General features: G+C 58.1%; 25 protein-coding genes. 14 read left to right on the top strand and 11 right to left on the bottom strand.

Annotated elements, in window-relative coordinates:
• Nucleotides 1-38 precede the first annotated feature (38 nt).
• The 3 genes from CLU80_RS06955 to CLU80_RS06965 form a co-directional block, all read right to left on the bottom strand.
• On the bottom strand, nt 39-332 hold the full coding sequence (locus CLU80_RS06955; RefSeq protein WP_007916610.1) for a co-chaperone GroES: 294 nt from the start codon (nt 330-332) through the stop codon (nt 39-41).
• 260 nt (nt 333-592) lie between these two features.
• Nucleotides 593-1069: an FxsA family protein gene (locus CLU80_RS06960; protein ID WP_093430564.1), complete on the bottom strand. Its 477-nt coding sequence runs from the start codon at nt 1067-1069 to the stop codon at nt 593-595.
• Nucleotides 1070-1134: 65 nt separating this feature from the next.
• Nucleotides 1135-1866: a HugZ family pyridoxamine 5'-phosphate oxidase gene (locus tag CLU80_RS06965; protein ID WP_099757047.1), complete on the bottom strand. Its 732-nt coding sequence runs from the start codon at nt 1864-1866 to the stop codon at nt 1135-1137.
• A gap of 163 nt (nt 1867-2029) precedes the next feature.
• Here CLU80_RS06965 and CLU80_RS06970 point away from each other — a divergent pair, with 163 nt between their 5' ends.
• Nucleotides 2030-2788: an SDR family oxidoreductase gene (locus tag CLU80_RS06970; protein ID WP_064391936.1), complete on the top strand. Its 759-nt coding sequence runs from the start codon at nt 2030-2032 to the stop codon at nt 2786-2788.
• A gap of 165 nt (nt 2789-2953) precedes the next feature.
• Here CLU80_RS06970 and apbC read toward each other — a convergent pair whose 3' ends face one another.
• Nucleotides 2954-4048, bottom strand: coding sequence for an iron-sulfur cluster carrier protein ApbC (apbC, locus tag CLU80_RS06975; RefSeq protein ID WP_095123282.1), 1095 nt, complete (start codon nt 4046-4048; stop codon nt 2954-2956).
• 225 nt (nt 4049-4273) lie between these two features.
• Between apbC and metG the strand changes: the two genes are divergently transcribed.
• The 8 genes from metG (at nt 4274) to CLU80_RS07015 (ending at nt 11299) form a co-directional block, all read left to right on the top strand.
• On the top strand, nt 4274-6325 hold the full coding sequence (gene metG, locus CLU80_RS06980; RefSeq protein ID WP_099759352.1) for a methionine--tRNA ligase: 2052 nt from the start codon (nt 4274-4276) through the stop codon (nt 6323-6325).
• A 131-nt stretch (nt 6326-6456) separates the two neighbouring features.
• Complete coding sequence (locus CLU80_RS06985) at nt 6457-7026, top strand: electron transport complex protein RnfA (RefSeq protein ID WP_099757048.1); 570 nt, start codon at nt 6457-6459, stop codon at nt 7024-7026.
• Nucleotides 7023-8231 (top strand): electron transport complex subunit RsxB, encoded by a 1209-nt coding sequence (gene rsxB / locus CLU80_RS06990; protein ID WP_093430569.1) that lies wholly within the window; start codon nt 7023-7025, stop codon nt 8229-8231. Before CLU80_RS06985 ends, rsxB begins: the two co-directional genes overlap by 4 nt.
• Nucleotides 8218-9201 carry an RnfABCDGE type electron transport complex subunit D gene (locus tag CLU80_RS06995; protein WP_099757049.1) on the top strand — a complete coding sequence of 328 codons (984 nt, stop codon included), beginning with the start codon at nt 8218-8220 and terminating at the stop codon, nt 9199-9201. Before rsxB ends, CLU80_RS06995 begins: the two co-directional genes overlap by 14 nt.
• Complete coding sequence (locus CLU80_RS07000; RefSeq protein ID WP_099757050.1) at nt 9198-9803, top strand: RnfABCDGE type electron transport complex subunit G; 606 nt, start codon at nt 9198-9200, stop codon at nt 9801-9803. The genes CLU80_RS06995 and CLU80_RS07000 overlap by 4 nt, the downstream gene beginning before the upstream one ends.
• Complete coding sequence (locus tag CLU80_RS07005; protein WP_099757051.1) at nt 9800-10381, top strand: Rnf-Nqr domain containing protein; 582 nt, start codon at nt 9800-9802, stop codon at nt 10379-10381. Before CLU80_RS07000 ends, CLU80_RS07005 begins: the two co-directional genes overlap by 4 nt.
• A complete protein-coding gene (gene nth, locus CLU80_RS07010; protein WP_008079405.1) occupies nt 10378-11016 on the top strand; it encodes an endonuclease III in 639 nt (212 codons plus the stop codon). Before CLU80_RS07005 ends, nth begins: the two co-directional genes overlap by 4 nt.
• 106 nt (nt 11017-11122) lie before the next feature.
• Complete coding sequence (locus CLU80_RS07015; protein WP_093430574.1) at nt 11123-11299, top strand: PA3496 family putative envelope integrity protein; 177 nt, start codon at nt 11123-11125, stop codon at nt 11297-11299.
• Nucleotides 11300-11388: 89 nt separating this feature from the next.
• On the opposite strand, the gene CLU80_RS07020 is transcribed toward CLU80_RS07015, so the two are convergent.
• A complete protein-coding gene (locus CLU80_RS07020) occupies nt 11389-12015 on the bottom strand; it encodes a response regulator transcription factor (protein WP_064119001.1) in 627 nt (208 codons plus the stop codon).
• A gap of 510 nt (nt 12016-12525) precedes the next feature.
• Here CLU80_RS07020 and CLU80_RS07025 point away from each other — a divergent pair.
• Nucleotides 12526-13242, top strand: coding sequence for a hypothetical protein (locus CLU80_RS07025; protein ID WP_095048288.1), 717 nt, complete (start codon nt 12526-12528; stop codon nt 13240-13242).
• 132 nt (nt 13243-13374) lie between these two features.
• Here the strand turns inward: CLU80_RS07025 and CLU80_RS07030 are convergent, their stop codons facing one another.
• Together CLU80_RS07030 and CLU80_RS07035 are read right to left on the bottom strand one after the other, a co-directional pair.
• On the bottom strand, nt 13375-14592 hold the full coding sequence (locus CLU80_RS07030; RefSeq protein ID WP_007916658.1) for an argininosuccinate synthase: 1218 nt from the start codon (nt 14590-14592) through the stop codon (nt 13375-13377).
• A gap of 129 nt (nt 14593-14721) precedes the next feature.
• Nucleotides 14722-15630 carry a flagellar protein MotY gene (locus tag CLU80_RS07035; RefSeq protein ID WP_093430576.1) on the bottom strand — a complete coding sequence of 303 codons (909 nt, stop codon included), beginning with the start codon at nt 15628-15630 and terminating at the stop codon, nt 14722-14724.
• A gap of 160 nt (nt 15631-15790) precedes the next feature.
• Here CLU80_RS07035 and pyrC point away from each other — a divergent pair, with 160 nt between their 5' ends.
• Both pyrC and rnt read left to right on the top strand, forming a co-directional pair.
• Nucleotides 15791-16837, top strand: coding sequence for a dihydroorotase (gene pyrC, locus CLU80_RS07040; protein ID WP_093430577.1), 1047 nt, complete (start codon nt 15791-15793; stop codon nt 16835-16837).
• Nucleotides 16834-17511: a ribonuclease T gene (gene rnt / locus CLU80_RS07045; protein ID WP_007916667.1), complete on the top strand. Its 678-nt coding sequence runs from the start codon at nt 16834-16836 to the stop codon at nt 17509-17511. The genes pyrC and rnt overlap by 4 nt, the downstream gene beginning before the upstream one ends.
• 77 nt (nt 17512-17588) lie before the next feature.
• Here the strand turns inward: rnt and CLU80_RS07050 are convergent, their stop codons facing one another.
• Complete coding sequence (locus CLU80_RS07050) at nt 17589-18191, bottom strand: peroxiredoxin (RefSeq protein WP_003227723.1); 603 nt, start codon at nt 18189-18191, stop codon at nt 17589-17591.
• Between the two features lie 314 nt (nt 18192-18505).
• Here CLU80_RS07050 and CLU80_RS07055 point away from each other — a divergent pair, with 314 nt between their 5' ends.
• Nucleotides 18506-18724: a bacterioferritin-associated ferredoxin gene (locus CLU80_RS07055; RefSeq protein ID WP_093430580.1), complete on the top strand. Its 219-nt coding sequence runs from the start codon at nt 18506-18508 to the stop codon at nt 18722-18724.
• A gap of 201 nt (nt 18725-18925) precedes the next feature.
• Nucleotides 18926-19399: a bacterioferritin gene (bfr, locus tag CLU80_RS07060; protein ID WP_007916671.1), complete on the top strand. Its 474-nt coding sequence runs from the start codon at nt 18926-18928 to the stop codon at nt 19397-19399.
• A 187-nt stretch (nt 19400-19586) separates the two neighbouring features.
• Here bfr and grxD read toward each other — a convergent pair whose 3' ends face one another.
• From grxD to plzR, 3 genes are all read right to left on the bottom strand, one after another.
• Nucleotides 19587-19928 (bottom strand): Grx4 family monothiol glutaredoxin, encoded by a 342-nt coding sequence (grxD, locus tag CLU80_RS07065; protein ID WP_016773402.1) that lies wholly within the window; start codon nt 19926-19928, stop codon nt 19587-19589.
• A gap of 97 nt (nt 19929-20025) precedes the next feature.
• Nucleotides 20026-22131, bottom strand: a complete 2106-nt coding sequence (locus tag CLU80_RS07070) for a molybdopterin oxidoreductase family protein (protein ID WP_099757052.1) — start codon at nt 22129-22131, stop codon at nt 20026-20028.
• A gap of 134 nt (nt 22132-22265) precedes the next feature.
• Nucleotides 22266-22556, bottom strand: a complete 291-nt coding sequence (plzR, locus tag CLU80_RS07075) for a PlzR type 4 pili assembly inhibitor (protein ID WP_016986650.1) — start codon at nt 22554-22556, stop codon at nt 22266-22268.
• Nucleotides 22557-22704 lie beyond the last annotated feature (148 nt).

Here is a 22704-nt window from a genome sequence, read left to right on the forward strand (position 1 = left end):
TTAAATACTTTGTAGTAGCGGGAAAATGAACGGGGTTATCAGCCTTCGATAACAGCGAGGATTTCGTTCTCGCTCATTACCAGCAGGTCTTCGCCGTCGACTTTCACTGTGTTGCTGCCGGAGTAAGGACCGAACACAACCTTGTCGCCTTCTTTCACGGACAGTGCACGCACTTCGCCGTTTTCCAGAGCTTTGCCCGGGCCTACAGCGAGAATCACACCGTGGTTGGCTTTTTCAGCAGCCGAACCTGGCAGGACGATACCGCCAGCGGTTTTCTTTTCTTCTTCGCTGCGACGGATTACGACGCGGTCATGCAGAGGACGAAGCTTCATTGTCGATCTCTCCTAATTGTGGTTTTCATCGGCCGGTGTAGTCCCGGCGGGTTTAACAAATCCGGCCTGCGCCGGTTGCGATTCGTCGAGCGAACCGCGGAAGTCTGTCCGGTTCAAATACCGGAAACCTTTCGGTGACCGATACATAAGGGCGCATAAGCTGATTACAAGGGCGAGGCGAAAAATTTTTCACCGATGTGTTGCACAAAAGCAGCCCATAAACGAACACGGCACCCGAAGGTGCCGTGTAGATAGAGCAGTTACTTGTTGTCGCGGTGTTCGAACTCGCCTTCGATCACATCACCCTCGCGGCCCAGAGGCTGGCGCGGTGCAGGACCGCCACGGGGTTGCAGGTCATCGGCGAACGCACGCTGGCGCATGGCCTGTTCTTCAGCGCGCTGGCGCATTTTGTTCGCCAGCAATCGACGGCTGACTGGCAACAACATGACCAGACCGACCACATCGCTGATGAAGCCTGGCAGGATCAACAGGCCTCCGGCCAAAGCCAGCATCAGCCCTTCCAGCATGGTTTGCGCGGGCAATTCGCCGCGGTTCAGGCTTTCACGGGCACGCAATGCAGTGGCCAGACCGGCGACGCGCAGCACGAAAATGCCGAACATCGAGCCGACAATGATCAGCAGCAGGGCCGGGAAAAACCCGATAGCCCCTGCCACTTTGACGAATACGAACAGCTCCAGCACCGGAAACAGCAGAAAGAGCAACAGAAAAGGGCGCATCAAAGTTTCCTCAACGCAAGAAATGCCTTGCAGTAAGCCTTAGATGACGTCGCCCTTTCGTGAATTCAAGCACCAGCCACCTCATTTTTTGGCCAGACCTCGGCGTGAGCCAGAGAAACCAAGGCTTCGCGCACTTGTGTCGGCGTATTACAAGGTGCCGGGAACGGCAGCCAGTACAACGCCTGACCGATGCGCAGGTGCATGCCTTCGGTGTCGATTCCGGCCAGTTGCGCCGGCACGGTTTTCGGCAGACCGGCAAGGTCGACGTAGTGCGCGATGGCTTTGGCGTGGTCGCTGTTCATGTGTTCGACCATGCTGATTTCAGCCTTGCCGGCAAACGGATTGGCCAGGGTCAGTTGGTCGACCCAGTGAATCGCGCCGAAACCGCCGATGTAGCGATGACGCACCGGGGTCAGCACCCAGAAATCGAAATCGTGGGCCTTGTGGTAATTCTGCGAATCCGGGAAATAGCGGTAGTAACGCTCGGCGGCGGCTTCGATCGCGGCAACGTCTTCGAGCTTTTGCGCCTCCGCCAGATAGGTCAGGCGACCAACGGCTTGCACATCATCTGCCTCGCGCTCGCCGACGAGCATTGAGCATTTCGGGTCTTTTTGCAGGTTGTGGGTGTGCTGGGCGATGCGGCTGATCAGGATCAGCGGCCGACCCTGCTCGTCCAGGCAGTACGGCACCACGGAGCCAAAAGGAAAACCGGGCATCGATTTGGAGTGGGTCGACAGCACTCCACGGTATTCCTTGAGAAGCAATTCTCGGGCATTCTTCGCCACTTCAACGCTCAATTTATGACTCCTTAAATAGAATCCGTCGAAAAAACGGACAGGCGCCCGGGATCAAGTCCCAGTCACGCCGGCGGGCAACTCTCATGTGCAACCCAGCCACGGCCGGTGCAGATCGGGAGTCGCTGAAAACAAAAACGACTCAGACTGCTATCGGGGCATGCGAATGCAACTCAACGACAAAGTAATCATTATCACCGGCGGTTGCCAGGGTTTGGGCCGTTCGATGGCCGAGTATTTCGCCGGCAAAGGCGCCAAGCTCGCGCTGGTCGACCTCAATCAGGAAAAACTCGACGACGCGGTCGCGGCCTGCAAAGCCAAGGGCGTCGAGGCGCGCAGCTATCTGTGCAACGTCGCCAATGAAGAGCAGGTCGAACACATGGTCGCCCAGGTCGCCGCCGACTTCGGCGCGATCCACGGTCTGATCAACAACGCCGGGATCCTCCGTGATGGCCTGCTGCTCAAGGTCAAGGACGGCGAAATGACCAAGATGAGCCTGGCACAGTGGCAGGCCGTCATCGACGTCAACCTGACCGGCGTGTTCCTCTGCACCCGTGAAGTGGCGGCAAAAATGGTTGAGCTGAAGACCAGCGGCGCGATCATCAATATCTCGTCGATCTCGCGTGCAGGCAACGTTGGCCAGACCAACTATTCGGCGGCCAAGGCCGGTGTAGCGGCGGCGACGGTGACATGGGCGAAAGAACTGGCGCGATATGGCATTCGTGTGGCGGGGATTGCCCCGGGCTTCATTGAAACCGAGATGACCCTGGGCATGAAGCCGGAAGCGCTGGAGAAGATGACTTCGGGGATTCCGCTCAAGCGCATGGGCAAGCCGGAAGAGATCGCCCATTCGGCGGCGTATATTTTCGAAAACGACTACTACACCGGGCGGATTCTGGAGATGGATGGCGGGCTGCGCATCTAACCCACACTACAAAACCAAATGTGGGAGCGACGGTGCGACGATTCGACCTGCTCGCGAATGCGGTGGATCAGCCAACTAATGAGTTGAATGACACTCCGCTTTCGCGAGCAGGTCGAATCGTCGCACCGTCGCTCCCACAGTTTTGCCCGGCGTTTACAGATAGATTTAATCGTCGCTGATGGTGATGTTCGGCATCGCCGGCGTCGCCGCTTCCTGCAACACAATCCGCGCGCCGACATGGCGGGCCAGTTCCTGATAGACCATGGCAATCTGGCTGTCCGGCTCAGCAATCACCGTTGGCTTGCCGCCATCGGCCTGCTCGCGAATCAGCATCGACAGCGGCAGTGAAGCCAGCAGTTCGACGCCGTACTGGGTCGCCAGCTTCTCACCACCGCCCTCACCGAACAGATGCTCGGCATGCCCGCAGTTCGAGCAGATGTGCACGGCCATATTTTCCACCACGCCCAGCACCGGAATGTTGACCTTGCGGAACATTTCCACGCCTTTGCGCGCGTCGAGCAAGGCCAGATCCTGTGGTGTGGTGACGATTACCGCGCCAGCCACCGGGACTTTCTGCGCCAGGGTCAGCTGGATATCGCCGGTGCCGGGCGGCATGTCGATGACCAGATAATCCAGATCGCCCCACGCGGTTTGCGTGACTAATTGCAGCAACGCCCCGGAAACCATCGGCCCACGCCAGACCATCGGTGTGTTGTCGTCGGTCAGGAACGCCATCGACATGACTTCCACGCCGTGCGCCTTGAGCGGCACAAACCACTTCTGGTCCTTGACCTCCGGACGGGTGCGCTCGGGAATGCCGAACATGATGCCTTGGCTCGGGCCGTAGATATCGGCGTCGAGAATGCCGACCTTGGCGCCTTCACGGGCCAGGGCCAGGGCGAGGTTGGCGGCGGTGGTCGATTTGCCCACGCCGCCCTTGCCGGACGCCACGGCGACCACGTTCTTGACGTTGGCCAGCCCGGGAATCTGCGCCTGCGCCTTGTGCGCGGCGATCACGCTGTTCACTTCAACCTTGGCGATCACCACGCCGTCGAGGTTTTCAATGGCCAGTTGCAGCAGTTGCGCCCAGCCGCTCTTGAACAGGCCGGCGGCGTAACCGATTTCCAGCTGCACGTTGACGCGATCACCGACGATCTCGATGTGCTTCACGCAACCGGCGCTGACCGGATCCTGGTTAAGGTAAGGGTCGGTGTATTGGCTGAGGACGGCTTCCACCGCTGCGCGAGTGACGGCGCTCATGGGCAACTCCGATAACAAGACTGGGAATAGATGCCGGGTATCGTACCTGAAAAAGATCGCAGCCTTCGGCAGCTCCTGCAGGAGATCGACGTACATCTGCAGGAGCTGCCGCAGGCTGCGATTTTTTCCGTCTGCTCATCCAATGAAACAGGCGCACAGGGTGAAAAATATGCGCCAGCGCTTTATAGTGGCCGACCTCCGTTTCATCAAGTAGCGAAGCCCCACATGTCCGAACCACGCAAGATCCTCGTCACCAGCGCCCTGCCCTACGCCAACGGTTCGATTCACCTTGGCCATATGCTGGAATATATCCAGACCGATATGTGGGTGCGCTTCCAGAAGCATCGCGGCAACCAGTGCATTTATGTCTGCGCCGACGACGCCCACGGTTCGGCGATCATGCTGCGCGCGGAAAAGGAAGGCATCACCCCGGAACAACTGATCGCCAACGTACAGGCTGAACACAGCGCCGACTTTGCCGAGTTCCTGGTCGATTTCGACAACTTCCACTCCACTCACGCCGAAGAAAACCGTGAGCTGTCGAGCCAGATCTACATCAAGCTGCGTGACGCCGGGCACATTGCCCAACGCTCGATCACCCAGTATTTCGACCCGGAAAAGAAAATGTTCCTGGCCGACCGCTTCATCAAGGGCACCTGCCCGAAATGCGGCACTGAAGACCAGTACGGCGACAACTGCGAGAAATGCGGTGCAACCTACGCCCCGACCGATCTGAAGGATCCGAAGTCGGCGATCTCTGGCGCCACGCCGGTGCTCAAGGATTCCCAGCACTTCTTCTTCAAACTGCCAGACTTTCAGCAAATGCTGCAGGCCTGGACCCGCAGCGGCACACTGCAAGACGCCGTGGCCAACAAGATCGCCGAATGGCTGGACGCCGGCCTGCAGCAGTGGGACATCTCCCGCGATGCGCCGTACTTCGGTTTCGAGATCCCGGGCGAGCCGGGCAAGTATTTCTACGTATGGCTGGACGCGCCGATCGGCTACATGGCCAGCTTCAAGAACCTCTGCGACCGCACGCCGGAGCTGGACTTCGACGCGTTCTGGGGCAAGGACTCCACCGCCGAGCTGTACCATTTCATCGGCAAGGACATCGTCAACTTCCACGCGCTGTTCTGGCCAGCGATGCTCGAAGGCGCGGGCTACCGCAAGCCGACCGGCATCAACGTGCACGGCTACCTGACCGTCAACGGCCAGAAAATGTCCAAGTCGCGCGGCACCTTCATCAAGGCCCGGACGTATCTCGATCACCTGTCGCCGGAATACCTGCGCTACTACTACGCGGCCAAACTGGGCCGTGGCGTCGATGACCTCGACCTGAACCTCGAAGACTTCGTGCAGAAGGTCAACTCGGATCTGGTCGGCAAAGTGGTCAACATTGCCAGCCGATGCGCCGGTTTCATTCAAAAAGGCAACGCCGGTCTGCTGGTCGACCAAAACGCTGCGCCGGAGCTGACCGAGGCTTTCCTCGCTGCAGCGCCAAGCATTGCCGATGCTTATGAAGCCCGCGACTTTGCCCGTGCCATGCGTGAAACCATGGCCTTGGCCGACCGCGCCAACGCGTGGATCGCCGACAAGGCACCGTGGTCGCTGAACAAGCAGGAAGGCAAACAGGATGAAGTCCAGGCGATCTGCGCCACCGCCATCAACCTGTTCCGCCAACTGGTGATCTTCCTCAAACCGGTGTTGCCGTTGCTGGCCGCCGATGCCGAGGCGTTCCTCAACGTCGCCCCGCTGACCTGGAACGACCACACCACGCTGCTGGCCAATCATCAGTTGAACGAATTCAAACCGTTGATGACCCGCATCGACCCGGTAAAAGTGCAAGCCATGAGCGACGCCTCGAAAGAAGACCTGACCGCCAGCCAGACCGACACTGGCGCCGCCGCCCCGGCCGGCAACGGCGAACTGGCCAAGGATCCGCTGTCGCCGGAAATCGACTTCGACGCCTTTGCCGCGATCGACCTGCGCGTCGCACTGATCGTCAAAGCCGAACACGTCGAAGGTGCTGACAAGCTGCTGCGCCTGACCCTGGACATCGGTGACGAGCAACGCAACGTGTTCTCCGGGATCAAGAGCGCGTACCCGGATCCGTCGAAACTCGACGGGCGCCTGACCATGATGATCGCCAACCTCAAGCCACGGAAAATGAAGTTCGGTATCTCCGAAGGCATGGTGATGGCCGCCGGCCCTGGCGGTGAAGAAATCTACCTGCTGAGCCCGGACAGCGGCGCCAAGCCGGGTCAACGCATCAAGTAAGGCCCGGCAACAAATCGATCCCACCGGCGTGCCCCGCATGCCGGTGGGATTTTTCATATCTGGCCCACCCTGCGTAGCTGCCGGATAATGCCTAACCTTATGAGATAGCCGACCGTTTCTCTGGCAGAACCATGACCGAACTCGTGCTTACGCTTATCAGTGCTGCGCTGCTTAACAACTTCGTGTTGCACTGGCCCCTGGGCGTCGATCCGCTGCTAGCGGGCAGTCGTCGCCAGGTGCATGCGCTGGGACTGGCGACGTTGTGCCTGATGCTGGTTGTGGGCATAACCGGTTACGTGATCTGGCATTGGCTACTGGTGCCGCTTCACCTTGAAGCCCTGCGGCTGTTCGTGTTTCTGCCATTGAGTGTGTTGCTGATCGCACCGCTGCTGAAACTGTTGTCCGGCGGCTTTCCCGGTCTGCCTTTCGACGGGCTATGGCCATTGTTGCTGGGCAATGCCGGAGTGCTCGGGCTGGCACTGATCAACGCGCAAAACGATCAAGGCCTGCCGCAGGCAATAGCGCTAAGTCTTGGCGCCGGGCTGGGTTTCTGGCTGGTGCTGAGCCTCTTCAGCGATTTGCGCGAGCGCACGGCCGACAACGATATTCCCCTGCCCTTTCGTGGCCTACCGATTGATCTGATCGGCGCCGGACTGATCGCAGTGATTTTTCTCGGATTCAGTGGACTGATCAAAACATGAGTCTGATTCAACGCATCGATGCCCTCCTGCCGCAGACCCAATGCGGCAAGTGCGGCCATCCCGGATGCAAACCGTACGCACAAGGCATCGCCGAGGGCGAGCCGATCAACAAGTGCCCGCCGGGCGGTGACGAAACCATCGCGGCGCTGGCTGAACTGTTGAAAGTGCCGGTGCTGGAACTGGACATCAGTCGCGGCTCGGCACCGCCGCAAGTGGCGTTTATCCGTGAAGCCGAATGCATTGGCTGCACCAAGTGCATTCAGGCCTGCCCGATCGACGCGATCGTCGGCGCGGCGAAACTGATGCACACGGTCATCGTCGACGAGTGCACCGGTTGCGATCTGTGTGTCGCACCGTGCCCGGTGGATTGCATCGAAATGCATCCATTGTCGCCGGGCACGTTGCCGGTGGTGGGCGGCCTCGCCGTCAGTCTCGACGAGCAGCGCGCGCGCGCGGCCAAACGCGATCACGCGCGTCAACGCTTCGAGCGCCGAAACGAGCGCTTGCACCGCGAAGAACAACAGAAACAGGCTGAGCGTGAAGCGCGGGCGAAACGGGCGGCGCAGCCTCAAGTGACCGCCACCGATCCGGTGCAGGCAGCACTGGAACGCGTGCGTGCGCAGAAAGCCGCCACCGTTGACGCGGCGCTGAAGAAAGCCAAAATCGATGTAGCGATGAGCCGCGCGCAATTGCACAAATCGTTAAAAGCCTTCGGTCATCCACCGACGTTCGAGCAGCAGGCACAATTGATCGTGTTGCAGCAGCAGTTCGAAGCGGCTGAGGAGGCCTTGGCGAAACTTGAAAGCAGCGCCCCGCCTGCCCCGGCAGTCACGGCCTCGGCGAAAGATGCCGACTTGAAACGGGCAAAAATCCAGTTGGCAATGCGTCGTGCCGAACTGAAAAAAGCCCAAACCGCCGAAGCGGCGCCCGAACAGATCGCCGCGCTGGAACAAGCACTACGCGATGCCGAACAGGCCCTGCACGCCGCCGAAGCTACAAGCGATCAGCCGTTGCCTGACCTGGTGCGCGTCGAAAAACGCCCGGTCGACAGCCAGCTTCGCCAGTTGAAAACCGAATTGGCCTACGCCCGCGCCGACCTCAACAAACTCGAACGGCGCGCCGACACGCCCACCGAAATCCTCGCCAAGGCCCGCGCCCGCCTGCAAGACGCCGAGCGCCAGGTGCAAGATCATGTTGCCCCTTGAGGCACCGGACAATCGCCTGCAACAGGCAATGAAGCTGGTATTGCTGGCCGCTTTGCCGGGGCTGCTCGGACTGTTCTGGCTGTACGGTTGGGGGGTGTTGATCAATCTGATTCTGGCGGCCACCACAGCACTGATTGTCGAAGCAGCGGTCCTGCACCTGCGTCGACAGCCCCTGCAGCCAGCGCTGAGCGACGGCAGCGCGCTGGTCAGCGCGACATTGCTGGCTGCTGCCCTGCCACCTTATTGCCCCTGGTGGCTGACGGTAACGGCCATGGCTGCGGGTCTGCTGTTCGGCAAGCACGTGTACGGCGGCGTCGGCAAAAACCCGTTCAATCCGGCAATGCTCGGGTTTGCCCTGGCCATGGTGATGTTCCCGCAACCGATGACCCATTGGCCGGCTCATGGCCTGGATCTGACGGCAACGTTTCAACAAGTGTTCGGCGCAGGTCAGGCGCCGGATGCTTGGGTCCAGGCCACCGTACTGGACAGCCTGCGCATCAATAAAAGCCTGACCATGGACGAGTTGTTCACCAGCAATCCAGGCTTCGGTCGATGGGGCGGACACGGTGTGGAATGGGTGAATCTGGCGTTCCTCGCCGGTGGGGTGTTTCTGCTGCAGCGCCGCGTGTTCAGTTGGCATGCGCCAGTGGGCATGCTCGTCAGCCTATTTGTCATCAGTCTGCTGTGCTGGAACGGTTCCGGGTCGGACTCGCATGGGTCACCGCTGTTTCACCTGCTCAGTGGCGCGACCATGCTGGGGGCGTTCTTTATCATCACTGAACCGGTCTCTGGCGCTAAGAGCGCGCTTGCCCGTCTGCTGTTCGGAGGCAGTGTCGGGCTGCTGACTTACGTGATTCGAACCTGGGGTGGATACCCGGATGGCGTGGCGTTCGCAGTGCTGCTGATGAATCTTTGCGTGCCTGCGCTGGAGCGATTTGCCGCGAGCCGCCAGTCAGAGGTGCGCCCATGAATCGCACGGCCAGCGCGTCTATTGTGCTGCTGTTGGCGGTCATCGGCGTCGCTGCGACTTATGTTGTATACCGTAGTACTGCAGCGCAAATTGCCAGCGAGCAGCACTGGATCGAAAGCCGCAAACTGCTGGATTTGCTTCCACTCGATGCCTACGACAATCAACCGCTCGAGCAGCCTTTGGCCTTGGCAGACTTGAACTTGAGCCATAGCACCTTGACGGGTGGCTATCGCGCGACCAAACGCGGCCAGACCGTCGCAATCTTGCTACACAGTCAGACCCAGGGTTATGCGGGCGCCATCGAACTGTTGATCGCCATCGATACCAACGGCAAATTGCTCGGTGTAAAAACCCTTAAACAAAGCGAAACGCCAGGACTCGGCGGGCACTTGGGTGACTGGCCGAATACCTGGCTACAGTCGTTTATCGGCACATCGAGCAAGGAGCCGACAGATGCGGGATGGGCGCTGAAAAAGGATCAGGGACAATTTGATCAAATAGCTGGCGCGACCATCACCTCGCGCGCAGCCATCAGCGCGATCCATGATGCCCTGCGCTACTTCGATGAACATCGGGCCGCGCTGCTGGGGAGCGGAACATGAACCGATCAGCAGTCCTCTCGAACACTTTGATGCTGACATTGCTGCTTGGCACCAGTGACTCACTGGCAGGTGGTGTGGGGACATTATTGATGTTCGTTACTGTCGCAGGCTTGTATGGCCTGTGCATGGCTGCTTTGCGACCACGGCTCACAGAAAAAAGCGTGTTGCTCGCCAGCTTGTTGCTCGCCGCAACCCTCACCAGTTGCGCAGATCTTTTGGCGCAACGCTGGTTTCTGCCCTGGCAGCAAACCTTCGGCCTCTATGTCGGCCTGATCGCCTTGCAATGCGTGGTGCTGGAACACAACGGTTTCTGGCGGCAGTCGTGGATCGAGCGGCTCAAACTCTGCGGCATGTTCGGCGGATTGCTGCTCGGGCTCGCCGGGCTGCGTGAACTCGTCGGTCACGGCAGTCTCGGCCGGGGACTGTTCGAACACTGGCCAGGTCTTGTTGTATTTGGCGAAGGGCTGCACCTGATCACGTTGATCCCCGGTGCTTTTATTTTGTTGGCGCTGCTGCTGGCGGCGCGTCAGGCGATAGTTCGCCCGAACTCGATATCCAAGGAAACACATCGCTCATGAATGCAGCAAAACGCCTGGAGATTTTCCGCCGCCTGCACGAAGACAACCCGGAACCGAAGACCGAACTGGCCTACTCCTCGCCGTTCGAGTTGTTGATCGCGGTGATTCTTTCGGCGCAATCGACAGACGTCGGGGTCAACAAGGCCACGGCAAAGCTGTTCCCCGTTGCCAACACGCCAGCGGCGATCCACGCTTTGGGCGTCGAGGGGCTATCCGAATACATCAAGACGATCGGCCTCTACAACAGCAAGGCCAAGAACGTCATCGAAACCTGCCGCTTGCTGGTCGAACGCCATGGCAGCGAAGTCCCGCAAACCCGTGAAGAGCTCGAAGCCCTGCCGGGAGTGGGCCGCAAGACCGCCAACGTCGTACTCAACACGGCTTTCCGCCAACTGACCATGGCCGTCGACACTCATATCTTTCGGGTCAGCAACCGCACCGGCATTGCACCGGGTAAAAACGTGGTCGAAGTGGAAAAGAAGCTGATGAAGTTTGTACCCAAAGAATTCCTTCTCGACTCCCATCACTGGCTGATACTTCATGGCCGTTATGTGTGTCTGGCCCGCAAGCCACGCTGCGGCAGTTGCCGGATCGAAGACCTGTGCGAGTACAAGGACAAAACTTCGGACGATTGACCGGCTATTGGAATAACTGATAAGTCGATTGAAAAAATCTTTTTTACCCGCCGCAGGAATATCGATATAAGGAGCGCCAAAGGCATTCTTAGCCGGGAGTTAGCTGATGAGTAGCGACAAAGAGCCACTTGATGTAGATGATGATATCGCTGCGGAAACTGAGGACACCGAACCTGTGGTCGAAGTCGCCAAGACCAATCTCAGCAAGCGCCGTACGATCGATAACCTGCTTGAGGAGCGCCGACTGCAAAAGCAATTGGCCGATTACGATTTTGATGACTGATATTTGAAAGCCTCCCGAAATGGAGGCTTTTCACTTTCTGCGGCTAGCTGAGTTCGACCGACCCATCACCCTGTCAGCCATCGATACATTCAGACCAGACCATTACGCTGCGCCAACTCGATCAGATCAACCAGGGATCGCGCATTGAGCTTCAACAACAAGCGCGTCTTGTAGGTGCTTACGGTTTTGTTGCTCAAAAACATGCCATCGGCAATTTCCTTGTTTGTCTTGCCTCGCGCCAACTGCTGCAACACCATCATTTCCCGACCGGACAGACGATCCACCATGTCGGCTTCACTGGCATTGCCCAGACTGGTGCGGACTGTATGCAAAGCCTGATTGGGAAAATAACTATAGCCCGACAATACCGCCTTGATCGCACTGAGCAACTCGGTCAGGTCCTGTTGTTTACAGACATAGCCGGCCGCTCCCGACTGCATGCAGCGCATTGAAAAGTGCCCGGGAGCCTGGGAGGTCAACACCAGAACTTTAATAGGCATGGCCGTCGTAGTCAGGCGCGCGATAACTTCCAGACCATCAAGCTTTGGTATTCCAATATCCAGAATGACAATATCCGGCATTTGTTCTCGAGCAAGTTGTAACGCATCCACACCGTTATCAGTTTCTGCGATGACTTCGTAGCCATGACGTTCCATCAGCATACGTACCGCAAGACGAATGACAGGGTGATCATCCACGATCAGCACTTTATTCATGGGCAAGTCCAGTTTCGCTGTTCGAATTTTTAGAACACGCACAATAGCCCAGTCACTTGCTCTATGGCATGGCAGTGTTAACACGCACCAGCATCGAGAGACATACCCTACAGTCATTGCGGACTATTCCTACAAAAAGCCGCTACCCCCAGTAAACATCCGACGTTATTTCCTCCTCCGCTCACGGAAATATTTCGCTTTTAACTTGTTACAGACTACGACTAGCGACACAGAAATCATGCCTTGTCGCTGAGTTTCACTATGCCCGAACGGCCATGACACGTGCAAATCTGCGCTCGGCCGAGAACTTTGATTATTAACCCGAAACACAATGCAACAGCCGACACACCAACCTCACAACTTCAAACCCGCTATAAACACTTGAAACAAGATATTTATACCTAACACAATACTTTTGCTATAAATACAAGTATTTGAAACCCGTCTGCCAAGCTACTCAACCACACAAACTTATCACCAACGAGACAGATCAAACACAAGAGTACAAGCATGCTGAAAATAAAAAACAAAATCACTAACCCAATGACGGTAATTGCCATATTTGCAGCTATTTCGGAAACATCAGCCGCCATTTCGCTGCCTTTTCTAGACAACAAGGACAGAGAGATCTACGTATGGTTTCTGATCAGCTTTCCGTTCTACTTGCTGTTTCTATTTTTTATAACTTTAAACTTTAATTACCGTTCCCTCTACTCACCCTCGGACTTCGGCAAGGACAAAAACTTTCTTAAAGTAATCGATAACAACGATCGCGAGAACAAACGAAACACACCGCCCCTGGAGCCAGCCACGCAAGGGACATTTGGACTATCAAGTTGTATCGTGCCCAGCGAGTCAGGCCCAACCGAATGCAAGGACGCGTGCAAAGTCCACAACGCACCTGACCCGCCCTCGGCCATCAATTCAAAATCGAACCTGATTGTTCAGCACAACATTCAGTTGCCCGCGTGGGTCAGTGACCTGCACCTCATCGACGTTCGGGGTGTCGATGCATCGAGAGAGTTAGCCACGATTCTGGAAAACATCCGGAACCTGGACCGGAAAACTCCCCGGGTAGTGGTGTTTCTTTCCAATCATGTATCGGATGTTTTACTGACGCAGCATTCATTGCTGAAGATCAGGCACGTCAGGAAAGGCTCAGGCAAAACGATTTGTATTGTTTATAACCTTTGCGCACAGGCGGTAACGCTGCTGGGACGGGCATGAAAGATGAGTCGTAGCCACAGATCCAAGACCAGGAACAGGCTTCAATCAGACGCAAACAAAGAATCATGCAAAAAGGGCGGCCTTGTCTCGATGACAAGGCCGCCCTTTTCATTACGCTTCAGACCAGAACGCTTAGAACAGCTTGCGGCCCTTGTTGGCAGCAATGCGCATGCGCAGCGCGTTGAGCTTGATGAAGCCCGCGGCATCAGCCTGGTTGTAAGCACCGCCGTCTTCTTCGAAGGTCGCGATGTTGGAATCGAACAGCGAATCGTCGGACTTGCGGCCGGTAACGATCACGTTGCCTTTGTACAACTTCAGGCGCACAACGCCGTTCACGTTGACCTGCGAAGCGTCGATCATCTGCTGCAGCATCAGACGCTCTGGGCTCCACCAGTAACCGGTGTAGATCAGGCTGGCGTATTTCGGCATCAGCTCGTCTTTGAGGTGAGCGACTTCGCGGTCCAGGGTGATCGATTCGATGGCGCGGTGAGCGCGCAGCATGATGGTGCCGCCCGGGGTTTCGTAGCAGCCACGGGACTTCATGCCGACGTAACGGTTTTCGACAATGTCGAGACGGCCGATACCGTGAGCGCCACCGATCTTGTTCAGCGTCGCCAGCACGGTGGCCGGAGTCATTTCGACGCCGTCCAGTGCAACGATGTCGCCGTTGCGGTAGGTCAGTTCCAGGTATTGCGCTTTGTCAGGAGCGTTCTCCGGGGAGACGGTCCATTTCCACATGTCTTCTTCGTGCTCGGTCCAGGTGTCTTCCAGCACGCCGCCTTCATAGGAGATGTGCAGCAGGTTGGCGTCCATCGAGTACGGGGACTTCTTCTTGCCGTGACGCTCGATCGGGATCGCGTGCTTCTCGGCGTAGTCCATCAGCTTCTCGCGGGACAGCAGGTCCCACTCGCGCCAAGGTGCGATCACTTTCACGCCTGGCTTGAGCGCGTAGGCACCCAGTTCGAAACGCACCTGGTCGTTACCCTTGCCGGTGGCGCCATGGGAAATGGCGTCAGCGCCGGTTTCGTTGGCGATTTCGATCAGACGTTTGGCGATCAGCGGACGCGCGATGGAAGTACCCAGCAGGTACTCGCCTTCGTAAACGGTGTTGGCGCGGAACATCGGGAACACGAAATCACGCACGAACTCTTCGCGCAGGTCGTCGATGTAGATTTCTTTGACGCCCATGGCCTGAGCCTTGGCGCGGGCCGGCTCGACCTCTTCGCCTTGACCGAGATCAGCGGTGAAGGTCACCACTTCACAGTTATAAGTATCCTGCAGCCACTTGAGGATCACCGAAGTGTCCAGGCCGCCGGAATACGCCAGAACGACCTTGTTTACGTCCGCCATGCCATCACTCCACGGGGTTCTACGGAAAGCCGAGGAGTCTACCGCTCCAACGCGATAATTTACAGAGGCGCGACAGCTTAAGACGACAAAGCGACAGAATCTGTCGAGAGCGCGACGATGACCGGCGGGTCAGGAAGTCGCCGCAGTATTGGCTGGCGTGCTCGCTTGCGGTGCCGGAGCCACGACCGGCGCCACGCGCGCCAGTTTGACATTGACCCGACGGTTCTTCGCGCGATTGGCCGCGTTGGTGTTCGGCACAATGGGATATTGCTCGCCATGGAAACGCACGGTGATCTGCGATTCCTGAATGCCGTTGGCCTTGAAGAAGTCGACCACCGCCAGCGCGCGGCGGCGCGACAGTTCACGGTTGGTCAGGCGATTACCGCTGTTGTCGGAATGGCCGTCGAGTTCGATGTGATTGACCGTCGGATCGGCCTTCATGTATTCGAGCATCACTTGCAGCTTGGCTTTAGCGGCGGGATCCAGGTCAACGCCTTCGCCGGGGAAGCCGATCTGCGACTGTTTGATCTGGTCGAAATTCTGCGGCAGCAATTTCGCCACACATGTCTGGTAATCGTTGAAGGCTTTGCTGAACTTGACCGGCAACAGGCGTACTTCAGAGACACGGCCATCGCCTGAAGCACGCCGTACGACCGGGCTGCGCCCGTCCAGCAGGCCGCTGATCAAACCGCCGGCCTGGGACTGCGAACTGCTGAACAAGACGTTGCCGCTGCCGAGCCTTACAGAACCCAGATTGATGTCACCACGGCCCGGCTGCCAAGGCGCAGCCGCTGCCAGCAACGTTGCAGAGCCGCCGCCGAGCATGGCGTTGTAGGCGTTCAGACGGAATATCGCCTGCTCGCCGGCCTTGCGCACGAACTCACCCGAGCCGAAATCAGTGATCGGTTGGGTCAGACGACATTCGAACTTGTCGCCGGCGACCGTCCACTCAATGTTCTCCAGACGGGTCTGGTACGTGAGCGCCATCGCCGGAAGGCTGGCAAACACACTGAGCAAGGCTAAATAACGCTGGCGCACGGGAGGCTCCATTGGCTTCTGAAACACAAAGACCGATTCACACTATGTTTACGGCATACCTACGGGATATCGGAAGGTTCCGGCAAAACTTGATAGCGAGTGCCTGCAAGAGTCTTTTCCGGTAGCATTCGCCTCAGTTTGACCCGCCTGGAATCCCCTCATGTCCGACCGCCTGACCCTGCTGCGTCCCGACGACTGGCACATTCATCTTCGCGATGGTGCCGTGTTGACCAATACCGTTGCCGATGTTGCGCGCACTTTTGGCCGCGCCATCATCATGCCCAACCTGGTACCACCGGTGCGCAACGCCGCTGAAGCCGACGGCTATCGCCAGCGGATTCTCGCTGCCCGCCCGGCCGGCAGTCGCTTCGAACCGCTGATGGTGCTGTACCTCACCGACCGCACCCAGCCCGAAGAAATTCGTGAAGCCAAGGCGAGTGGTTTTGTGCACGCAGCCAAGCTGTACCCGGCCGGCGCGACCACCAACTCCGATTCCGGGGTAACCAGCATCGACAAGATCTTCCCGGCACTGGAAGCCATGGCCGAAGTCGGCATGCCGTTGCTGATCCACGGTGAAGTCACCCGTGGCGACGTCGATGTGTTCGACCGCGAAAAGATCTTCATCGACGAGCACATGCGCCGCGTGGTCGAGCGCTTCCCGACGCTGAAAGTGGTGTTTGAACACATCACCACCGGTGACGCCGTGCAGTTCGTCAACGAGGCTTCGGCCAACGTAGGCGCGACCATCACCGCGCATCACCTGCTGTACAACCGCAACCACATGCTGGTGGGCGGGATTCGGCCGCACTTCTATTGCCTGCCGATCCTCAAGCGCAATACGCACCAGGAAGCCCTGCTCGACGCCGCCACCAGTGGCAGCGCGAAGTTCTTCCTCGGCACCGACTCGGCGCCGCACGCCCAGCACGCCAAGGAAGCCGCTTGCGGCTGTGCCGGCTGCTACACCGCGTACGCCGCCATCGAGATGTACGCCGAAGCCTTCGAACAGCGTAATGCGCTGGACAAACTCGAAGCCTTCGCCAGCCTCAACGGCCCGCGTTTCTACGGCCTGCCGGCGAACACCGATCGCATCACCCTGGTTCGTGAAGAATGGACCGCCCCGACCAGCCTGCCGTTTGGCGAGCTGACCGTTATCCCGCTGCGCGCCGGTGAAAAACTGCGCTGGCGCCTGCTGGAGGAACACGCGTGAGTGAAGACCATTTCGACGACGAACTGGACGGTCAAAGTGGTGGTGGCGGTTCCCGTCACCCGATGGCAGCACGCTTTCGCGGCTACCTGCCGGTTGTCGTTGACGTAGAAACCGGCGGCTTCAACTCGGCCACCGATGCGTTGCTGGAGATTGCTGCGACCACCATCGCCATGGATGAAAAGGGTTTTGTATACCCGGATCACACCTACTTCTTCCGTGTTGAGCCTTTCGAAGGCGCCAACATCGAAGCAGCAGCGCTGGAGTTCACCGGAATCAAGCTGGACCATCCACTGCGCATGGCTGTCAGCGAAGAAACCGCGCTGACCGACATCTTCCGTGGCATTCGCAAGGCGCTGAAGGCCAATGGCTGCAAGCGCGCGATTCTGGTCGGGCACAACAGCAGCTTCGACCTTGGCTTCCTGAACGCAGCCGTTGCGCGTCTGGACATGAAACGCAACCCGTTCCACCCATTCTCCAGCTTCGACACCGCGACGCTGGCTGGTCTGGCATACGGTCAAACCGTACTGGCGAAAGCCTGCCAGGCCGCCGACATCGATTTCGACGGTCGTGAGGCGCACTCGGCGCGTTATGACACCGAGAAAACCGCTGAGCTGTTCTGCGGCATCGTCAACCGCTGGAAACAGATGGGCGGCTGGGAAGATTTCGACGACTGATTGAGGGTTGTCGGGTGAATCCCGCGCATAAAAAAACCGGCCACGTGGGCCGGTTTTTTGTACCTCGACGTTGCGCCTTACAGGGCTGCAGCGTTCTCGGTCAGGTAAGCCGCAACGCCTTCTGGCGAAGCGTTCATGCCTTTGTCGCCTTTTTTCCAGTTGGCAGGGCAGACTTCGCCGTGCTCTTCGTGGAATTGCAGAGCGTCGACCAGACGGATCAGCTCTTCCATGTTACGGCCCAGCGGCAGGTCGTTGATGATCTGCGAACGGACAACGCCTTTGTCGTCGATCAGGAACGCGCCACGGAAAGCCACGCCGCCTTCGGATTCAACGTCGTAAGCCTTGGCGATGTCGTGCTTCATGTCGGCAGCCATGGTGTATTTCACCTGGCCGATGCCGCCATTGTTCACTGGGGTGTTGCGCCATGCGTTGTGAGTGAAGTGCGAGTCGATCGACACAGCGATCACTTCAACATTGCGAGCCTTGAAGTCGGCCATGCGGTTGTCCAGAGCGATCAGCTCGGACGGGCAGACGAAGGTGAAGTCCAGTGGGTAGAAGAACACCAGGCCGTATTTGCCTTTGATGGCCGAGGACAGGGTGAAGCTGTCAACGATCTCGCCATTGCCGAGTACGGCCGGGACGGTGAAGTCAGGGGCTTGTTTGCCTACGAGTACGCTCATTGATATCTCCTGGTGTAAAAACTTGAAGTTCAGGGTCCGCGCCAGCCTGCCACCCTCAGGCGACAGCCCTGTGACACGAACCCCCTTCGCAAGGGCCGACCATCATACACTGCGAATTTGGCCTGTCCTTAACGGTTTTTCAAAGCAGGCGCAGAACGGCACTGCATTTACGGGGCCAGGCAAAACGCCAGCAAATACCGTTCGTCAGTCACGGCTGAGAATCAGCAAAAGCCTTCCGAAAGCACTTTGACAATCATTCTCGTTAACATTAAGATCCATCGCAATTGAGTCACAACCAGCGACGGTTCTCACTTATGTATGTTTGTCTCTGCACTGGCGTCACCGACGGACAGATCCGCGATGCGATCTATGAAGGTTGCTGCAGCTATAAAGAAGTCCGCCAGGCCACCGGCGTCGCCAGCCAATGCGGCAAATGCGCGTGCCTTGCCAAGGAAGTCGTTCGCGAAACCCTGACCAAGCTGCAAACCGCTCAGGCTGCGATCCCCTACCCCGTAGAATTTACCGCCGCTTGATTGCCCCCCATTTCAAAGAACCGGACTTATGTCCGGTTTTTTTATGCCTGTAAATCAACTGCTTAGCACCCAGACGCGGAACACAAACATTCTTATTCCGATTAATTTTCATATATTATTCAATAACTTAGGTTTGACACTTATAAGTACGAAGCTCAAACTCCGCCGTATATACAGCTAATACAGGGCAGGACTCCGATCATGAAAGGCGACATTACAGTCATCCAGCATCTCAACAAGATCCTTGCCAATGAGCTGGTCGCGATCAATCAGTACTTCCTGCATGCACGCATGTATGAAGATTGGGGCCTGAACAAGCTCGGCAAGCACGAATACAAAGAATCCATCGACGAGATGAAACACGCGGACAAGCTGATCAAGCGCATCCTGTTCCTCGAAGGCCTGCCGAACGTGCAGGACCTGGGCAAGCTGCACATCGGCGAGCACACCAAGGAAATGCTGGAGTGCGACCTGCGTATCGAGAAGACCGGCCATGCTGACCTGAAGACCGCAATCGCCCATTGCGAAACCGTTGGCGATTTCGGCAGCCGTGAACTGCTCGAAGACATTCTCGAATCCGAAGAAGAACATATCGACTGGCTGGAAACCCAACTGGGCCTGATCGACAAAGTCGGTCTTGAGAACTATCTGCAATCGCAGATGGGCGAAGAGTAGGAGCTGCCGAAGGCTGCGATCTTTTCAGATTGCACCGGCAACTTGCAGTAACTTTTCGAACCCACTAAAAAGCCCCGCCCTCTTTCGAGTGGCGGGGCTTTTTATTGGCTGAAGATCAAAAGATCGCAGCCTCGTTTCACTCGACAGCTCCTACACAAGCAGCAGCTGTCGCATGAAATCTGGCCGATCAGGCTTCGGACTTGTTCGCCGCTGCCGCTTCAACAGCCGCCTTGATGGTGCTTTGCAGCGAACCGTCTGCAGCCATCTCGGTCATGATGTCGCTACCGCCGACCAGTTCACCGCCGACCCACAGTTGCGGGAAAGTCGGCCAGTTGGCGTACTTCGGCAGGTTGGCGCGGATTTCCGGGTTCTGCAGGATGTCCACGTACGCAAACTTTTCGCCACAAGCCATCACAGCCTGCGCAGCTTTCGCAGAGAAGCCACACTGTGGGGCATTCGGCGAGCCTTTCATGTAAAGCAGAATGGTGTTGTTGGCAATCTGCTCTTTAATCGTTTCGATGATATCCATGGAGCACCTCGGCTGAACTTTCCGACTCATGGGTCGGCACGGTGACGCATTGTAACGGAATCCCGAGCGCCATGCTCGGTCTCCCCGACGGTCACATTCAGGCCGCCGCCACCGTCACCGGCACACCATTAAGTGCGGCGTTACCCGACAGTTCATCTAGCTGGCATTCATCGGTCAGATCGTTTGCGCTCGACCCAGGCTGACTGCTGGCAATCGCCATTTGCACGCCCGGCCGCGCATGTCCCCAACCATGCGGCAGGCTGACCACGCCTTTCATCATGTCCAGACTGCCGAGCACCTCGACCTCGATCTGCCCCACCCGCGAGCTGACGCGAACCAACTGACCATCGTTAAGCCCACGGCTGGCGAGGTCATCCGGATGCATCAGCAGTTGATGGCGCGGCTTGCCCTTCACCAGACGGTGATAGTTGTGCATCCACGAGTTATTGCTGCGCACATGACGACGGCCAATCATCAACAGCTCATCGGCGGCCGGCGCCTGCAATGCGACAAAGCGTGCGAGGTCAGCAAGGATCTCTGGCGGAGCAGCCTGCACGCGCTGATTCGGCGTTTTCAGGCGCGCAGCCAGGTTCGGCTTCAACGCGCCCAGATCAATCCCGTGGGGATGATCGAACAACGTCGCCAACGAAAGCTTCTGTTCGGACGCGTCACCGTACAGGCCCATGCGCAGGCCCATATCGATCATCTTCGCCGGTGGCATGGTCGGTTTCAGTTCCTTGCCAGTCTTCTCGGCAAAGGCCTTGGCCAGGCCCACGAAGATCTCCCAGTCATGCAAGGCGCCCTCGGGTTTGGCGAGGATCGCGCGGTTGAAGCGGGTGACGTTGCGCACCGCGAACAGGTTGAACGTCGTGTCGTAGTGATCGTTTTCCAGCGCCGAGGTTGACGGCAGAATCAGGTCGGCATAGCGCGTGGTTTCGTTGATGTACAGGTCGACGCTGACCATGAACTCCAGGCCATCCAGCGCCTGCTCCAGTTGCCGCCCGTTCGGCGTCGACAACACCGGGTTGCCAGCGACGGTGATCAGCGCACGAATCTGGCCCTCACCTTCGGTAAGCATCTCTTCGGCCAGGGCCGAGACCGGTAGCTCGCCGCCGTACTCGGGACGCCCGGAAACGCGACTCTGCCATTTGTTGAAATGCCCGCCCGAAGTCGACGCCACCAGATCCACTGCGGGCTCAGTGCACAGTGCACCGCCGACGCGATCAAGATTACCGGTGACCAGGTTGATCAATTGCACCAACCAGTGACACAAGGTGCCGAAGGCCTGCGTCGAAACGCCCATGCGCCCGTAGCACACGGCACTCGGCGCGGCGGCGAAATCCCGGGCCAGTTGGCGGATCTGCTCGGCAGGAACCGCACACAACGGGCTCATGGCTTCAGCGGTAAACGCAGCGACAGCGGCGCGCACGTCATCCAGCCCATCGACCGGCAAATGACTTTCGCTGGTCAAGCCTTCGCTAAACAGGGTGTTCAGCACACCAAACAACAACGCTGCATCGCCCCCCGGACGCACGAACAAATGCTGATCAGCCATGGCCGCCGTCTCGCTGCGCCGTGGATCGACAACCACCACTTTGCCGCCGCGCGCCTGAATCGCTTTCAAACGCTTCTCGACATCCGGCACGGTCATGATGCTGCCGTTGGACGCCAGCGGATTACCGCCGAGAATCAGCATGAAGTCGGTGTGATCGATATCTGGAATCGGCAACAGCAACCCATGGCCGTACATCAGATAACTGCTCAGGTGATGCGGCAACTGATCGACCGAGGTCGCCGAGTAGCGATTGCGCGTCTTCAGCAACCCCAGGAAATAATTGCTGTGGGTCATCAGCCCGTAGTTATGCACGCTCGGGTTGCCTTGATAGACCGCCACGGCGTTCTGGCCATGACGGTCCTGGATGGCCGCCAGCTTCTCGGCCACCAGCGCAAAAGCCTCGTCCCACTCTATTGGTAGCCATTCGCTGCCCACACGGCGCATTGGCTGGCGCAGGCGATCAGGGTCGTTCTGGATATCTTGCAGGGCCACAGCTTTGGGGCAGATGTGTCCACGACTAAACGTGTCGAGCGCGTCACCCTTGATTGATGTGATCGCGACGTTGCCATCGGTTTCGGTGGTTTCGATGGTCAGCCCGCAAATGGCTTCACACAGATGGCAGGCACGGTGATGGAGAGTCTTGGTCATGGCCAGTCTCTGTCTTGTTCTGGGCAGGCATTCACGCCCGCGGGAACAAAACTATGGCCCCGGCGCCGATCCTGCGCCAGCGACGTTCGTCCTGTGAATCGGCGGTTATCAGGCGAGCCGATAAACCGCCATGATCAGTTAGACGGCAGCTGAGGCGGTGCGGCCAGCTGAATCTCCTGAATGGTTTCAATCTGCTCGTGGGCGACATGTACGCCGGTGAGCTCGCCGATCAATCGCCAGTGTTCGTCGAGCCCGGCACTGATGGTCGCCATGCGATCGATCATGTGGCGGCCGGCACTCTTCACCACTTCGTCTTCGCTGCGCAGCAGTTCGAATGACATTGAAGTGACTGAGGCGGTGAGATGGGTCAGTGAGCGAGCCGTGTGGCCCAGCAGTTCCATTAACAGTTTTTCTTTCGATTCCATGCGGAGGCTTCCTGCGTCGCTCGAAACTTATTTATAACCCAGCACTTTGCTTTAGCAAATGTTTCAGCCTGAGCATCCGACCAAGTGATGGCATGGCGCCACGGTCGTAAACCGACCCAAGCGACGCGATCCCCGCCACGCCGCATTG

This window comes from Pseudomonas sp. 29, from assembly GCF_002754355.1.
Lineage (GTDB): Bacteria > Pseudomonadota > Gammaproteobacteria > Pseudomonadales > Pseudomonadaceae > Aquipseudomonas > Aquipseudomonas neuropathica.

Excerpts from the sequence above, each read along its gene's own strand:
- CLU80_RS06955 (WP_007916610.1), bottom strand. The coding sequence starts at position 332 with ATGAAGCTTCGTCCTCTGCATGACCGCGTCGTAATCCGTCGCAGCGAA.
- CLU80_RS06960 (WP_093430564.1), bottom strand. The coding sequence starts at position 1,069 with ATGCGCCCTTTTCTGTTGCTCTTTCTGCTGTTTCCGGTGCTGGAGCTG.
- CLU80_RS06970 (WP_064391936.1), top strand. The coding sequence starts at position 2,030 with ATGCAACTCAACGACAAAGTAATCATTATCACCGGCGGTTGCCAGGGT.
- apbC (WP_095123282.1), bottom strand. The coding sequence starts at position 4,048 with ATGAGCGCCGTCACTCGCGCAGCGGTGGAAGCCGTCCTCAGCCAATAC.
- metG (WP_099759352.1), top strand. The coding sequence starts at position 4,274 with ATGTCCGAACCACGCAAGATCCTCGTCACCAGCGCCCTGCCCTACGCC.
- CLU80_RS06985 (WP_099757048.1), top strand. The coding sequence starts at position 6,457 with ATGACCGAACTCGTGCTTACGCTTATCAGTGCTGCGCTGCTTAACAAC.
- rsxB (WP_093430569.1), top strand. The coding sequence starts at position 7,023 with ATGAGTCTGATTCAACGCATCGATGCCCTCCTGCCGCAGACCCAATGC.
- CLU80_RS06995 (WP_099757049.1), top strand. The coding sequence starts at position 8,218 with ATGTTGCCCCTTGAGGCACCGGACAATCGCCTGCAACAGGCAATGAAG.
- CLU80_RS07000 (WP_099757050.1), top strand. The coding sequence starts at position 9,198 with ATGAATCGCACGGCCAGCGCGTCTATTGTGCTGCTGTTGGCGGTCATC.
- CLU80_RS07005 (WP_099757051.1), top strand. The coding sequence starts at position 9,800 with ATGAACCGATCAGCAGTCCTCTCGAACACTTTGATGCTGACATTGCTG.
- nth (WP_008079405.1), top strand. The coding sequence starts at position 10,378 with ATGAATGCAGCAAAACGCCTGGAGATTTTCCGCCGCCTGCACGAAGAC.
- CLU80_RS07015 (WP_093430574.1), top strand. The coding sequence starts at position 11,123 with ATGAGTAGCGACAAAGAGCCACTTGATGTAGATGATGATATCGCTGCG.
- CLU80_RS07020 (WP_064119001.1), bottom strand. The coding sequence starts at position 12,015 with ATGAATAAAGTGCTGATCGTGGATGATCACCCTGTCATTCGTCTTGCG.
- CLU80_RS07025 (WP_095048288.1), top strand. The coding sequence starts at position 12,526 with ATGCTGAAAATAAAAAACAAAATCACTAACCCAATGACGGTAATTGCC.
- CLU80_RS07030 (WP_007916658.1), bottom strand. The coding sequence starts at position 14,592 with ATGGCGGACGTAAACAAGGTCGTTCTGGCGTATTCCGGCGGCCTGGAC.
- pyrC (WP_093430577.1), top strand. The coding sequence starts at position 15,791 with ATGTCCGACCGCCTGACCCTGCTGCGTCCCGACGACTGGCACATTCAT.
- CLU80_RS07050 (WP_003227723.1), bottom strand. The coding sequence starts at position 18,191 with ATGAGCGTACTCGTAGGCAAACAAGCCCCTGACTTCACCGTCCCGGCC.
- CLU80_RS07055 (WP_093430580.1), top strand. The coding sequence starts at position 18,506 with ATGTATGTTTGTCTCTGCACTGGCGTCACCGACGGACAGATCCGCGAT.
- bfr (WP_007916671.1), top strand. The coding sequence starts at position 18,926 with ATGAAAGGCGACATTACAGTCATCCAGCATCTCAACAAGATCCTTGCC.
- grxD (WP_016773402.1), bottom strand. The coding sequence starts at position 19,928 with ATGGATATCATCGAAACGATTAAAGAGCAGATTGCCAACAACACCATT.
- CLU80_RS07070 (WP_099757052.1), bottom strand. The coding sequence starts at position 22,131 with ATGACCAAGACTCTCCATCACCGTGCCTGCCATCTGTGTGAAGCCATT.
- plzR (WP_016986650.1), bottom strand. The coding sequence starts at position 22,556 with ATGGAATCGAAAGAAAAACTGTTAATGGAACTGCTGGGCCACACGGCT.